At 75.1% G+C, this 15,169-nt stretch carries 4 protein-coding genes; all 4 read right to left on the bottom strand.

Annotated elements, in window-relative coordinates; translation table 11 throughout:
- Position 1: 1 nt before the first annotated feature.
- From IH61_RS0121995 to sbnA, 4 genes are read right to left on the bottom strand one after another with little or no spacing between them, the layout of a single operon-like run.
- Positions 2 to 205 (bottom strand): MbtH family protein, encoded by a 204-nt coding sequence (locus IH61_RS0121995; RefSeq protein ID WP_031072387.1) that lies wholly within the window; start codon positions 203 to 205, stop codon positions 2 to 4.
- The gene (locus IH61_RS0122000; protein ID WP_199823361.1) at positions 202 to 7,449 is read right to left on the bottom strand and encodes an amino acid adenylation domain-containing protein; all 7,248 of its coding nucleotides are present in this window, start codon (positions 7,447 to 7,449) and stop codon (positions 202 to 204) included. The genes IH61_RS0121995 and IH61_RS0122000 overlap by 4 nt, the downstream gene beginning before the upstream one ends.
- A complete protein-coding gene (locus IH61_RS0122005; protein ID WP_031072389.1) occupies positions 7,446 to 13,997 on the bottom strand; it encodes a non-ribosomal peptide synthetase in 6,552 nt (2,183 codons plus the stop codon). Before IH61_RS0122005 ends, IH61_RS0122000 begins: the two co-directional genes overlap by 4 nt.
- A complete protein-coding gene (gene sbnA / locus IH61_RS0122010; RefSeq protein WP_051837662.1) occupies positions 13,994 to 14,986 on the bottom strand; it encodes a 2,3-diaminopropionate biosynthesis protein SbnA in 993 nt (330 codons plus the stop codon). The genes IH61_RS0122005 and sbnA overlap by 4 nt, the downstream gene beginning before the upstream one ends.
- Between the last annotated feature and the right edge of the window lie 183 nt (positions 14,987 to 15,169).

Raw genomic sequence — 15,169 nt, forward strand, 5'->3', positions numbered from 1 at the left:
GTCAGCCCCGGTTCCGCAGGCTCAGCGGGCGCATGTCGGTCCAGTTCCGCTCGATGTGCTCGACGGCGGTGGCGCGGTCGGTCTCGTCGAGCGCGACGGTCCAGCCGTCGGGCCGGTCGGCGAAGGCCGGCCACAGCGAGTGCTGGCCCTCCTCGTTGACCAGAACGAGGAAGCGGCCCTCGGCGTTGTCGAAGGGGTTGCTCATGACGCGTCTCCCAGGCTGTCGGAGGTCGTACGGGTGGTGGCTTCGGGGGCGTTCAGCGCGGCCAGCGCGGCCAGCCGGTGTTCGACGACCCGGCCGATCTCGGCGGCGGGGCCGGGGCTCAGCATGTCCGGGTGGGCGCAGTGCACCGGGTGGACGTCGACGGCGCCGGTCACGAACCGCTCCCAGGTCTTGGTGCGGACCTCGAGGTCCTCGCCGTCCAGGGACCCGGTGGCGACGACCAGGGTCATCACGCCGTCGAAGGGCTCCGGGGTGTGGCCGCGGAACAGGTCGACGTTGGCGCGCATGACCGTGAGCAGCCGGACCAGGGCGGGCTCGTCGAAGGCCGCGAGCGGTCCGCCGGTGGTGGCGAGCAGGGTCGCCACGGCCGGGACGGTCGGGTGGGGCAGGGCGTCGGCGCCGATGCCCGCCTCGGTGAGGAAGTCCGCGAGGAACTCCTCGTCCGTGGGCTGGGTCTCGGGGGCGGAGTCCGGATAGGAGTCGAGGTTGGCGAGGAAGGAGACCTCCTCGCCCTCGGCGCGCAGCCGGACGGCCATCGCCTGCGCCACGATGCCGCCGTAGGACCAGCCGAGCAGCTGGTAGGGGCCGCTGGGCTGGACGGTGCGGATGCGGGCGACGTAGTCCTCGGCGACCGCGGCCAGGTCGGCCGGCGGGGCCTGGTCCTCGCGCAGGCCCGGCGCCTGGAGGGCGTGGACCGGCTGCTCCGGGTCGAGGTGGCGGGCGAGTTCGGCGAAGGGCAGTCCGAAGCCCAGGCCGCCGTGGACGCAGAACAGCGGCGTGCGCGTCCCGCCGGCGCGGATCGGCAGCAGCGGGGCGAGCATGTCGACCGGGCCCTCGGCATCGACGGTGCTTCCCGCCAGGGCCAGTTCCGCCAGGGTGCGGTACTGGAAGACGGCGGCCAGGTCGAGCCGCAGCCCGGCCTGCCCGGCGGCGTTCACCAGGCGGATGGCCTTGAGGCTGTCGCCGCCGAGGGCGAAGAAGCCGTCCTCGGGGCCGACCGCCGTGCGCCCGAGCACCTCGGCGGCCGCCGCGCAGAGCACGCGCTCGGCCGGGGTGCGGGGCAGCGCGGGCGCCTCGCTCAGCGTGGCCGGGGCGGGCAGGGCCGCCGTGTCCAGCTTGCCGTTGGGCGTCAGCGGCAGCTCCGGCAGGAGGACGAACGCGCCGGGCACCGCGTGGGCGGGCAGCGTCGCGCCGAGGTCCCGTCGCAGGTCCGCCGGTTCGGGGGCGGCGTCGGGGTCCGCGGGCACCAGGTAGGCGACGAGCAGCCGGTCCCCGGAGTCGTCGTCCCGGACGGTGACGGCGGCGCGGGCGACCGCGGGGTGCGCGGCCAGGGCCCGCTCGATCTCGCCGATCTCGATGCGGTAGCCACGGACCTTGACCTGGTGGTCGCTGCGGCCCGTGAAGTGGAGGCGGCCGTCGACGTCCCAGCGCACCAGGTCGCCGGTGCGGTACATCCGGGTGCCGGGCGGGCCGAAGGGGTCCGCGACGAAGTTCCCGGCGGTGAGCCCGGGGCGGCCGAGGTAGCCGCGGGCGAGCCCGTGGCCGGCGACGTACAGCTCGCCGACGGCGCCGTACGGGACGGGCCGCAGGGCTTCGTCCAGGACGTACACGGCGGTGTCGCCGATCGGCAGCCCGATGGGGACGGAGGACGCCTCCGGTGCGAGCGAGTGCACCTGGTGGACGGTGGCGATGACGGCCGCCTCCGTCGGACCGTAGGCGTCCACCACCTCGGTGCCCGGCAGCGCCCGGCGCAGCTTGCGCACGTGCTCCGCCGAGACGGCCTCGCCGCCGGTGAGCAGCAGCCGCAGCGGGGCGAGGCAGGTCGGGTCGAGGTCGGTGATGACGTTGACCAGCCGCGGGGTGATCAGGGAGACGGTGACGCCGGTGTCCCGCAGCAGCGCGCCGAGCCGCTCGGGGTCGGCGGGGCCGGGCGGGTTGACCGCCAGCCGGGCGCCGTGCGCGAGGGCGGTCCACACCTCGAAGACCGAGGCGTCGAAGGCCGGCGAGGCGTTCCACAGGAACGTGTCCGTACGGGCGAAGCCCAGCTCGGGCATGCCGTGCACCAGCCGGGCGGTGGCCCGGTGGGAGACGCCGACGCCCTTGGGGGTGCCGGTGGACCCGGAGGTGTAGATGACGTAGAGCAGGTCGTCCGGGTCGGGCTCGCCCGCGGGGGCGGTCGCGGGGCGGGTGTCGATCTCCGCGCGGACCTGCGGGTCGTCCAGGCGGACGGTGGTGCAGGTGCCGTCCGGGTCCGCGCCCGCCGCCGCCTCGGCCAGGGACTGCTGGGTGAGCAGGAGCCGGGTGCCGCTGTCGGTGACCATGTGGTGCAGCCGGGCGGCCGGGTAGGCCGGGTCGAGCGGCAGGTAGGCGGCGCCGAGCCGGGCCGTGGCCAGCATGGCGACGACGGCGTCCCGTCCGCGCTCCAGGCACAGCGCCACCACGTCGCCCCGGCCGACGCCGTGGGCGGCGAGGTGGTGGGCGGTGCGGTTGGCGGCGGCGTCGAGCTCGCGGTAGGTCAGGGAGCCGTCGAGACGGCTGCCCCCGCCGGTGGCGAACTGCACCGCGGCGGCCTCGGGCGCGGCGGCCAGGTGGGCGTCGAACAGGGCGGTGACGGTGGTGCGGACGGTGTCCACCGGGCTCTCCCCGAGGGTGCCCAGGTCGCGCCTGGTCCCGGGGGTGAGGACCTCCAGCCGGGAGAGCGGGCTGGAGGGCGTCTCGATGGCCGAGGCCAGCAGCTGCAGCAGCGCGGAGGCCAGGCGCCGTACGGTCCGCTCCTCGAACAGGTCGCTCGCGTACTCGACGGCCAGGTCGATCCGGTCGGCCGTCGGGTCCGAGGTCAGCTGGACGAACAGGTCCCATTTCGCGGTGGTGCCCGCGGCGGGCACCGGCTCCATGGTCAGGTCCGTGCCGGTGTCGGGGACGGGGTCGGCGTCCCGGCAGTCCAGGATCACCTGGAACAGCGGGTTGCGGGAGAGCGAGCGCTCCGGCTTGAGCGCCTCCACCAGCCGCTCGAACGGCAGGTCCTGGTTTCCGTAGGCGGCCAGGTCGAACTCCCGGACCCGGCCCACGAGTTCGGAGAAGGACGGATCGCCGGAGGTGTCGGTGCGCAGCACCAGGGTGTTGACGAACATGCCGATCAGGCCGTGCAGCCGGGCGTCTCCGCGCCCCGCCACCGGGCTGCCGACGGGGATGTCGGTGCCGGCGCCGTAGCGGGTGAGCAGGGCCGCGAGCGCGGCCTGCGCCACCATGAAGACGCTGGTCCCGGCGTCGCGGGCGAACGACCGCAGCGAGCGGACCAGTTCGGCGGGGACGGGCAGGTGCACCGTGCCGCCGCGGTGGGTGGCGACGGCCTGGCGGGGCCGGTCGAAGGGCAGCGCGGTCTCGACCGGCAGGCCCTCCAGCGCCTCGCTCCAGAAGGCGAGTTGGCGGGACACCTCGCTCTTCGGGTCCTGCTCCGAGCCGAGCAGCCTGCGCTGCCAGAGCGTGAAGTCGGCGTACTGGACCGGCAGGGGCTCGAAGGCGGGGGCCCGGCCGGCGAGCCGGGAGCGGTACGCCTCGGCCAGGTCGTTCGACAGCGGGCCCAGGGACCAGCCGTCGGCCGCGATGTGGTGCAGCACCAGCGTGAACACGTGGTCGTCGGGCGCCAGGGCGAACAGCTTGGCGCGCAGCGGCGGCCGGGCGGAGAGGTCGAAGCCGCGGACGGCCTCGGCGGCGAGCGCCTGCGGCAGCTCCTCCTCGGTGCAGTCCACCAGCGGCAGCGGCAGCTCGACGGCCTCCGGGGCGAGCACGCGCTGCTCGGCGCCGGTGCCGTCGCCGCCCTCGACGGCCGCGAAGACCGTGCGCAGGGACTCGTGGCGGGTGACCAGGTCGCGCAGCGCCGCGTGCAGTGCCCCGACGTCCAGGGTCCCGCGCATCCGCACGCCGAAGGGGATGGAGTACAGCCCCTCGGGCACGCCGAGCCGCTCCAGGAACCAGAGCCGTTCCTGGGCGTGGGAGAGCGGGACCGAGGCCGGCCGCTCCTGCGCGACCAGCTCGGGCAGCTGCGGGAGCTCCTCGCGGCCGGTGCCGGTGCCGTCTCCGTCGCCGGAGCGGGTCAGCAGCGAGGCCAGGGCGGCGGCGCTGGGGGCCTCGAAGACGTCCCGCACCGACACCGGGGTGCCGAGCCGCGCCCGGACCAGGTTGGCGACCCGGGCGGCGAGCAGCGAGTGCCCGCCGAGGGCGAAGAAGTCGTCGTCGGCGCCGACCCGTTCGAGGCCGAGCACCTCGCCGAGGATCGCGCACAGCTCGCGCTCCTCGTAGGTCTCCGGCAGCCGTCCGGCGCCGGTGTGCTCGGGGGCGGGCAGCGCCTTGGCGTCCACCTTGCCGTTCGGGGTGACGGGCAGCGTGGGGAGCTCGACCAGGGCGGCGGGCACCATGTGGACCGGCAGGGTCGCGGCGGCGTGCTCCCGCAGCTCCTCCAGGTCCAGGACGGCGCCGCCGCGCGGCACCACGTAGCCGACCAGTCGGCGGTCGCCGGGCCGGTCCTCGCGGACGGTCACGGCCGCCTGGGCGACGGACGGGTGGGCGCCGAGGACGGTCTCGATCTCGCCGAGCTCGATGCGGAAGCCGCGCAGCTTGACCTGCTGGTCGGCGCGGCCGACGTAGTCCAGCGCGCCGTCCTCCAGCCGGCGCACCACGTCGCCGGTGCGGTACATCCGGGCGCCGGGAGGGCCGAACGGGCAGGCGGGGAACCGGTCGGCGGTCAGGCCCGGGCGGGCGTGGTAGCCGAGGGCCAGCCCGGGGCCGGCCACGTACAGCTCGCCGGCCACGCCGGTGGGCACCGGGCGAAGGGCGGAGTCGAGGACGAAGAGCCGGAAGGCCGAGACGGCGGTGCCGATCGGCGGCTTGCCGGCGCCGCGCAGCGGCTCGCTGACGCTGGCGCAGACGGAGGTCTCGCTCGGGCCGTAGGCGTTGCACAGCTCGACGCGGCCCGACCAGCGCTCGGCCAGGGCGGCCGGAAGGGCCTCACCGGCGGTGAACAGCCGCAGGTCGGCGGGGAGTTCGGCGTCCTGGGGCAGGCCGGCCAGGACGGTTGGCGGCAGCACCGCGTGGTTGATCCGGTGCGCGGCGAACAGCCGGGCCAGGGCCTCGCCCGACATCCGGCTCTCCGCCGTGGCCAGCACCATGGCGCCGCCGGTGTAGAGCGAGGCGCACAGCTCCCACACGGTGGCGTCGAAGCTGAACGAGGCGAACTGCAGGGCCCGGGCGCCCGGGCCCGCGTGCAGCCGGGCGGCGTGGTGGACGGCCAGGTTGACGGCGCCCTCGTGCGGGACGACGACGCCCTTGGGGCGGCCGGTCGAGCCGGAGGTGTAGACGACGTAGGCGGGGCTGCCCGGCTCGGCGACGCGGGTGCGTGCCGGCTGCGGGGCCTGCTCGTTGCCCTCGTCGCCCTCGGCGCCGGGCAGGTCGAGGTCGACCCGCCGGGCGGCGCAGCCCTCCGGCAGCACCGTCCCGGAGGTGGTGACGACGAGGGCGGGGGCCGCGTCCTCGAGCATGAAGGCGATCCGCTCGGGCGGATAGGCCAGGTCGACGGGCAGGTACGCGGCGCCGGTCTTGAGGACGGCGAGCAGCGCGACGATCATGTCGGCGCCGCGCGGCAGGGCCAGGGCCACGAAGGCGCCGGGGCCCGCGCCGGAGCCCTCCAGCCGCCGGGCCAGGGCGTCCGAGGCGGCGTCGAGCTGCCCGTAGCCCAGGGTCAGCGCCGCGGCCGGGTCCTCCGGGCGGCCCTCGTCCGGGACGATCAGGGCGGGCGCCTGCGGGTTCTGCCCGGCGTGCCACCGGAACAGCTCGTGCAGGGTGGCGCCGCGGGTGAAGTCGTCGCGCAGGTCCGGGCCGGCGCCGAGGCCCTCGGGGACCTCGCCGTTCCCGCCGAACCTGGCCAGCAGGGTGTCGGGGTCCGCGGCCGTGCGCTCCAGGGTGTCGGTGAACAGCTCCAGCGCCCGGGCGGCCGTCCGGGCGCCGTCGCCCTCCTCCTCGAAGGCGCTGGGCGCGTGGGCGAGGGCGAAGTCCAGCCCCTCGCCCGGCGTCACGGTCAGGCCCAGCGCGAAGTGGGTGGCGGTCCGCACCTGGATCTCGTCCAGGATGAGGCTGCCGTCGGAGGGCATGGCCTCGGCCATCGGGTAGCTCTGGAACGCGATCGCGGTGTCGAACAGCTCGCCGCGCAGACCGGCCGCGGCCTGGACCTCGGCGAGCGGCAGGTGGGTGTGCGGCAGCAGGTCCACCTGCTGCTCGGCCATGGCCCGGATCAGGTCGGCGACGGTGCGGTCGGGGCGCAGCTCGGCGCGGACGGGCACCGTGTTGGCGAACAGGCCGATCATCGTCTCGACGCCCGGCAGTTCGGCGGGCCGGCCGGAGGTGACCGTGCCGAAGACCACGTCCTGACGGCCGGACAGGTAGCCGATCGTCACCGCCCAGGCCGCCTGTACGGCCGAGTTGAGGGTGACGCCCTCGGCCGCGCACCAGGAGGAGAGGGCCCGGGTCAGCTCGGGGGAGAGGGAGGCCGAGCCGACCTCGGGCAGCTCTCCGCCGGTGTGCTCGACGGAGCGCGGCGCCAGGCGCAGCGGCCCGTCCAGCCCGGCCAGGTTCTTGGCCCAGGCGGCGCGGGCGGCGTCCTGGTCCTGCCCGGCCAGCCAGCGCAGGTAGGTCTTGTACGGGACGGGCTCGGGCAGCGGCTCGGGCCCGGCGAGGCCCGCCAGGGTGAGCAGCTCCTGCGCGGCGAGCGGCATCGACCAGCCGTCGAGCAGCAGGTGGTGCACCGACCAGAGCAGCCGGTAGCGGCGCCGGCCCATGCAGATCGCGGTGAAGCGCATCAGCGGCGGGCGGGCCGGGTCGAACCTGGCCTGCCGGTCCTCGTCGGCGATGCGGTCGGCCGCGATCTGGCGCTTGCGGTACGGAAGATCCGTCAGGTCCAGCTCGCGCCAGGGCACCTGGACGGAGTCCTGGTCCAGGACCACCTGCACGATCTCGCCGTTGCGGCGCGGCCGGAAGCAGCTGCGCAGGTGCGGCTGGCGGGCCAGCAGGGCCGCCGCCGCCTCGCGCAGGCGGTCGACGGGCAGGTCGCCCTCGACCCGCACCGACAGCTGGAGGATGTACGGGTCGGGGCCGCTGCCCTCGGCCGCGAGGTAGTGGAGTCCCTGCTGGAGCGGGGAGAGCGGCAGTGCTTCGACGATCCTCGGCTTCCCGGTCACAGTATGTCCTCGTTCAAGTCGATCTCCATAAACGCGAGTTCGTCGTCGTCCAGGGCCAGCAGGGGCTCGTCCGCGGCGGCGGGCTCCTCGGGCCGGTCGGTGCCGTCGGGCCGGTGCGCCTCGGCGAGCTCGGCCAGGGCCGCGACGGTCCGGCCGGCGAAGACGTCCTTCACGGCGAACACCAGGCCCTCGAGGTGCGCCCGGCTGACCACCTGGATCGCCCGGATGCTGTCCCCGCCGAGGGCGAAGAAGTCGTCGTTCGCACCCACCTGTTCCACGCCCAGGACCTCCGCGAAGACGGCGCACAGCGCCTCCTCGCCGGGGGTCCGGGCCGCGCGTGGCGCGGTGTCGGCTCCGCGCGGGGTGCCGGGGACGGCCGCCGGGGCCGGGAGTGCCGCGCCGGGTGCGGGCTCCAGCGGCGTGCCCAGGCGGGCCAGCGTGGTGTCGGGGGCGGTGGCGGCGAGGTGCAGCAGCGCGGTGAAGCGCTCGGTGAACGCGGCCACCTGGTCGCGGTCGAAGGCGGCGGGCAGGTAGTCCAGCCGCAGCTGCAGCCGCTCGCCCTCCGGCAGGACGGCCATGCTCAGCGGGTGGTGCCGGGCGTCGCGCGCCTCGGCGTGCACCACGCGGACCTTCTCCGTGTCCGTGGACGCTCCGGACCCGATCGGGAAGTTCTCGAACAACAGCACCGTGTCGAACGCCTCGCCCACCAGCCCGGCGGCGCGGTGGATCTCCGCCACACCGAGGTGCTCGTGCGGCAGGAGTTCGGCGCGCTCGTCCTGGAGGGTGCGCAGCAGGGCGCCGAGGGTGGCGTCCGGGTGGAGCCGCACGCGCACCGGCACGGTGGTGAGGAACATGCCCACCATCGACTCGATCCCGGGCACCTCCGCGGGCCGGCCGGCCGTGATCGCGCCGAACACCACGTCCGGGGAGCCGGTCAGCTCGCTGAGCAGCAGCGCCCAGCAGCCCTGCACCACGGTGTTGACGGTGAGGCCCGCGCCGCGGGAGGCGGCGTGGAGGCGGGCGGTGAGTTCCTCGTCGAGGTCGAGGTGCAGGGACTCCGGGAGGGAGACGGCCTCGGCGACGGCCGCCGGGGCGACCAGCGTCGGGCCGGGGAGATCGGCGAGCGCCGCCTTCCAGGCGTTGCGGGCGGCCTCGCGGTCGCGGGAGGCGAGCCAGGCGTAGTACGAGCGGTGCGGGGCGGGCCCGGCCGGCTCGGGCACGGTCCTGACCTCGGAAGCCTCGCTCTTCCCGTCCTTCTCGCCGTCTTCGGAGTACTCGGCGAGCAGGCCGAGCAGTTCCTCGACCAGGATCGGCATCGACCAGCCGTCGACCAGCAGGTGGTGGCAGGTCCACAGGAAGCGGAACTGCTCCGGCCCGGTCCTGATCAGGGTGAAGCGCAGCAGCGGCGACGCCGCCAGGTCGAACCGGCGGGTGCGCTCCTCCTCGGTCAGGCGCGCGGCCTCGGCCGCCCGCCCGGACTTCGGAAGGTGCGTCAGGTCGACCTCGTGCCACGGGAGTTCGGCGTCCGAGGGGATCAGCTGGACGGGATCGCCCGAGGCGCGGTGCAGGAAGACGGCCCGCAGCGCCGGGTGGCGCCGGAGCAGGGTCCGGCCTGCGGCCCGCAGCGCGGCGGGGTTCACCTCGCCCTCCAGGTCGGCGGCGATCTGCAGGGTGTAGACGTCGACCGCGTCCGGATCGGCCTCGTGGTGGAACACCATCCCCCGCTGGAGCGGGGTGAGCGGCAGCACGTCCGAGAGCGCCTGGCCCGCGGTGAGCGCGGGGTTCGCCGAGGTCAGCGCGGCCTCGTACGTCTCGACCTCCTCCTGGTCGAGAGCGACCAGCGGGAAGTCGGACGGGGTGGCGCCGCCCGCCTCCGGGGAGAGGGCGTACTCGGTCAGGGCGCGCAGCGCGCGGAACCAGGCGTCGGCCAGCTCCGCGACGGACTCCCGGTCGAGGATGCCGTTGGCGAAGGTCCAGTTGGCGACCAGGTGCGGGCCGTCCGCCCGGTCCTCGGTAGCCGGGGTGAGTGCGAGGACGTGCTCCAGCGGCATGGCCGGCTGCATGCCGGTGCCGACGATGCCGTCACCGGTGACCGGCGACCAGAGCACGTCCTCCCGGGCGTCGAACCGGCCCATGTAGTTGAAGCCGAGCTGCGGCCGCGGGTACGCGGAGAGCAGCCGTGCGGCCTGCGGGTTGAGGTGGCGCAGCAGGCCGTGGCCGATGCCGTGCTCGGGCACCTCCCGGACCTGCTCCTTGATCAGCTTGACCGCCCGGCCGAGCGCCTCCTCGGGGCGCGGGCCCGGGTCGAGCCGCACCGGGTGGATGCTGGTGAACCAGCCGACGGTGCGGGAGAGGTCCTGGCCGTCCGCGAGCTCCTCGCGGCCGTGGCCCTCCAGCTCGATCAGCGTGGCGCTCGACCCGTCGCCGCAGCGCTGGAGGCGCCACTCGGCGACGGCGACCGCGAGGGCGGTCAGCAGCACGTCGTTGATCTCGGCCCGCAGGGCCGCGGGGACGCTGGTCAGCAGCAGCCGGGTGACCTCGGGCGGGAGCTCGACGCGCAGGGTGTCGGCGGTGGCCTTCACGTCGCGCGCCGGGTCCAGCCGGCGGGGGCCGAGCAGCGGGTCGGCGCCGGTCAGGACGCGCTCCCACAGGGCCAGTTCGGCGCCGCGCACCTCGGTGCGGGCCTGCTCGGTGAGCAGCTTGGACCAGGCGCGGAAGGAGGTGCCGACGGGCTGCGGCTCGGGTCGGCGGCCCTGGGCGAGGGCGTCGCAGGCGGCGGCCAGGTCGGTCAGCAGGATGCGCCAGGACACCCCGTCCATCACCAGGTGGTGCGCGACCAGCAGCAGGATCTGCTCGCCCGGCTCCGCGGAGGGGCCGGGGATCAGGACGGCGCGGATCATCCGGGCCGCCGCCGGGTCGAGCCGGTTGCGGGCGGCCGCGGCCTGCCGGTCGATCAGCTGGAGCAGCGCCGACCGGTCCCCGGCGGGACGCTCGTCCGACAGGGCGAGGACCAGGCCCTCGTCGGCCGGGACGGCGCCGCGCGGGAGCACCTCCATCTGCCACAGGCCGGGGGAGGGCTCGGTGAGCCGCGTCCGGAGGGCGTCGTGGTGGTCGATCAGGGCGTGCAGCGCGGTGGTGAGCCGTGCGGCGTCCAGTCCGGCGGGGACCCGGACGGCGATGTGCTGGCTGAAGCCGGCGGCGGGGCCGGTCGTCGAGCCGGTGTCCTCCTGGAGGCGGGCGGCGATGGGGGTCGTGTCGAGCACGCCCACCGGCTCGATCTGCCCGCTCTGCCGGACGGACTGCCCGTCGGCGGGGCGGGCGACCTGGGCGAGGACGCGGGCCGTACGGCCCGTGAACACGTCGCGGGTGCTGAGCACCAGGCCCGCGCGGCGGGCCGCGCCGACCACCTCGATGGCGCGGATGCTGTCGCCGCCGAGGGCGAAGAAGTCGTCGTCCGCGCCGACCCCGGGCAGGCCCAGGACCTCGGCGAACACCGCGCCCAGCGTCTGCTCCGCGTCGGTCTGCTGCGCGTCGGTCTGCGGCACGCGGGCCGCGGTGACCGGTCCGGCGGGTGCGCTCGCGGCCGGGGCGGCCGCACCGGGCTTGGGCAGCGCCTTGCGGTCGACCTTGCCGTTCGCGGTCAGGGGCAGCGCGTCCAGGACGACCCACCAGCCCGGCACCATCCAGCCCGGCAGCACGGCGCCGACCCGGTCGCGCAACAGGTCCGCGTCGACCTCGCCCGGGGCGGCGGCCACGTAGCCGGCCAGCCCGGAGCCGTGCGCGACGACCACGGCGTCCAGGACGCCGGGCACCGCGCGGACGGCGGCCTCGATCTCGCCGAGCTCGACGCGGCGGCCGCGGACCTTCACCTGGAAGTCGCGCCGTTCGACGAACTCCAGCTGCCCGTCCCGGCGCAGGACCACGCGGTCGCCGGTGCGGTACATCCGGGTGCCGCCGCCCGCGAACGGGTCGGCCGGGAACACGGAGGCCGTCCGGACCGGGTCGCCCACGTAACCGCGGCCCACGCCGACACCGCCGACCCACAGCTCCCCGGGCACGCCGACGGGCATCGGGCGCAGCCCGTCCCCGAGGACGTACAGCCGGGTGCCGCGCACGGCGCGCCCGATCGGGATGCGGCCGGCGGCGGCGTCCTCGGCGGTGACGAAGGCGTGCGTCACGTCGTCGGAGCACTCGGTCGGCCCGTAGGCGTTGACCATGCCGATCGACGGGAAGCGGGAGTACCAGCGGGCGACCAGGTCGGCGGGCAGGGCCTCGCCGGTGACCATCAGCTGACGCAGGCCCGGAAGGCGGGGGGAGTCCCCGCGGGCGTCCCACAGGTCGAGGGCGGCGCGCAGCAGGGAGGGCACGACCTCCAGCACGGCGACGCCCTCGTCGACGGCCAGGGCGAAGAGGGCGTCCGGGTCGGAGGCCGTCTCCGGGCTGGCGATGACGGTGCGACCGCCGACCAGCAGCGGGGACAGCAGCTGCCAGACGTGCACGTCGAAGGTGAGCGGGGCGTTGGCGACGACGCCCTCGCCCGGCTGCAGGGTCAGGTCGTCGACCTTGGCCCACAGGTGGTTCAGCATGCCGGCCCGGTGCACCATGGCGCCCTTGGGGCGGCCGGTGGAGCCCGAGGTGAACATCACGTAGGCGAGGTCCTGGCCCGATCCGACGGGCAGGGGAACGGCCGGGCCCTCCGCCGCCCGGTCGTCCGACTCCAGTTCGAGCGGAAGGACGAGGACGTCCCCGGCCAGCTCGGCGGCCTCCCGGCCCTGCTCCTCGAAGCCCTGGCCGACGAGCAGCGCGCGGACCCCGGCGTCGCTCAGCAGCGAGGCCGTACGGGCGGCGGGCGCGGCGACCTCCAGCGGCAGCCAGGCGGCGCCCACCTCCTGGCTTGCCAGGATCGCGGCGACGTAGCCGGCGCCGGGGCGGGTCATCAGGGCGACCACGGTGTCCGGGCCGCAGCCCGCCTCGCGCAGCCGCTCGGCCACGCCCTCGATGCGGCGCTGCAGTTCGGCGTGGGTCAGCCGGCGGGTGCCGTCGACCACGGCGATCTCGTCGGGGGTACGGGCGGCAGCGGCCCTGATCAGGCCGATCGTGTCGCTCGTGTCGCTCGGTGCACGGTCACTGCGCGCCTCGTCGCCCCGCGCGTCGTTGCCCTGCGCCTGGGCCGACTGCGCCGCCTGGAGGTCGGGGGCGATGAGCATGCCGCTCGGCTCCCCGTCCAGGACCACGTCGACGCGGTCGACGACGGTCGACCCGGGGCAGCTCGCGAAGGCGGCGAGGAAGGCGCGGAACCGGGCGGCGTGCGCGGCCAGTTCGTCGCCGTCGTAGAGCTCGCTGTTGCCGTCCAGGTGCAGCTCGAGGGAGCCGTCGCCCAGGTTGAGGACGGTCAGGATCAGGTCGTTGACGATGCCGGTGGACAGGTTGACCACCTGGCCGCGGCACGGGCCGAAGTCCAGGACCGGGTCCTGGTCCAGGACGTTGACGAAGGGTCCGAACGGGCGGCGGTCGTCCGAGCGGAAGCCGAGGTCGCGGCGGATCTGCTCGCCGCGGTAGCGCTGGTGGCGCAGCGCGTTGGTCATCTCCTTCCAGGTGGCGCGGAGCAGCTCGTCGCGGGTGGCGCCGTGGCGCAGCGGTACGGCCAGCGGGAGGTAGTTGGCGACCATCCCGGGGATGCCGCGGGCGGCGGCGCCGACCCGGCCGGTGACGGGCAGGGTGAGCAGCGGCTCCTCCAGGCCCGTCATCCGCTGCACGTAGGCGGCCAGCGCGGCGGAGACCAGGACGGCGGGGGTGACCTTGGCGGCGACGGCGGCGGTGCGCAGCTGGTCCGCGGCGGCGGTGTCCAGCGACTCGGTGCGGCGCAGCGCGATCAGGCCGGGGGCGGGCTCGCGGGTGGAGAGGGAGGACGGCTCGGGCGATCCCGCGGTGAGGCGGTCGGTCCAGTAGGCGCGGTCCTTCGCGAGGCGGGGCGACTCGCGGTAGGCGGCCTCCGCGTCCAGGAGCAGCCGGAACGGCGGCAGCGCCGAGGAGGCGAGGCCCGCCTCGTCGCCGCCGTCCACGAGGTGGCTGTAGATCGCCGCGAGGCGCGGGTGAACCAGGCTACGGCTGTAGCCGTCGCACAGGATGTGGTGTCCGCACAGGTAGAGCCGGTGGTGCTCGGGGCCGAGGCGCAGCAGCGCGTTGCGCGTCAGCGGCGGCTCGGCGGCCTTCATCGGCAGGTCCAGGTCACGGAGCATCCACGCCTCGGAGGCGGCCACCGGGTCGGCCTCGGCGGAGAGGTCGACCCGCGTGAGCAGGTCGTCCTCCACCGGGGCGACGACCTGGCGGGGCACCCCGTCGTGCTCGCTGAAGCGCACCCGCAGGCCCTCGGCCTCCATCGCCATCCGGCGCAGGGCGCGCTCCAGCAGGGCGGGGTCGAGCGGGCCGTGCAGGTCGATGTAGTCGCCCTGGGCGTAGCCGAGCGGCCCGGTCGCGAACTGCTCGTCGTACCAGACCTCGGACTGGGCGCCGGTGAGCGGCAGGTGGATGCCAGGGGACACGGTCATCGAGCTGATCGCCCTTCGTTCCGCTCCTCGCCGACGGCCAGCGCCGTGTCGCCGAAGGTGTCGCGGACCCAGTTGTCGTCGTACAGGGTGTCGAGATAGCGCTCGCCCAGGTCGGGGGCGATGGTGACGGCCGTGGTGCTGCGGTCGGCGCAGTTCTCCTGCATCCAGGCCAGGGCACCGGCGACGGCCGTACCGGTCGATCCGCCGAAGTGGTAGCCGTTGGCGGCCAGTTGGCGGCAGATCCGCACCGTGTCCTGCTCCTGGATGTGGACGACGGTGTCGACGTAGGACTCGTCCAGGAGACCGGGGCGGATGCTGGTGCCGAGCCCGGGGATGTGCCGCGGGCCGGGGACGCCGCCGAAGGTGACGGAGCCGACGGAGTCGACGGCGACGACCTTGACGCCGGGGCGGTGCTCCTGGAAGTAGCGGGCGCAGCCCATGAGGGTGCCGGTGGTGCCGGCGCCGATCACCAGGACGTCGAGCTCGGGGAACTTGGAGGCGATGGCGGGCCCGGTGGTGCTGTAGTGGGCCATCCAGTTCCCCGGCGCCTCGTACTGGTTGAGCCAGACGACCTTCTCGTCGGCGGCGCACATCTCCTGCACGTAGCGGATGCGGGCACCGAGGAAGCCGTCGACGGGGTGCGGCTCGGTGATGGTGTGGACCTCGGCGCCGAACGCCTGCATGGTGCGGCGGGTGGCCGCGTTGCAGCGGGAGTCCGTCACGCAGACGAAGCGGTAACCGCGGTTGGCGGCCAGCATGCTGAGCGCGACGCCCATGTTCCCCGAGGAGGACTCGACCAGGGTCGAGCCGGGGCCCAGGACCCCGGCGGCTTCAGCCTGGGCCACGATCTCGCGGGCGGCCTTCAGCTTGATCGATCCGGCGAAGTTGAACCCCTCCACCTTCAGGTAGAGGTGTCTTGCGAAGATCGGATGCAGATCGACGAACAGATCGCTGACGTCGAATTCGTGCGGCGCAGATATGACAGGCATTGCGAAGCTCCCGGCCGTCGGCGGTACGTCGTGACGTCGACAGCTAGAAGGTTCCATCGCGGCTCTGACTGGGCGCTGACACGTTGCTGACGTGATGGCGGCCTTCGCTGACACCATGCTGACGCGACGGAGCCGAGGAGGCTCCGCTCCTTCGCTGGATGTACTGTTCGGGCGTCAGGACAC

It is taken from the genome of Streptomyces sp. NRRL WC-3742 (assembly GCF_000720635.1).
GTDB lineage: Bacteria > Actinomycetota > Actinomycetes > Streptomycetales > Streptomycetaceae > Kitasatospora.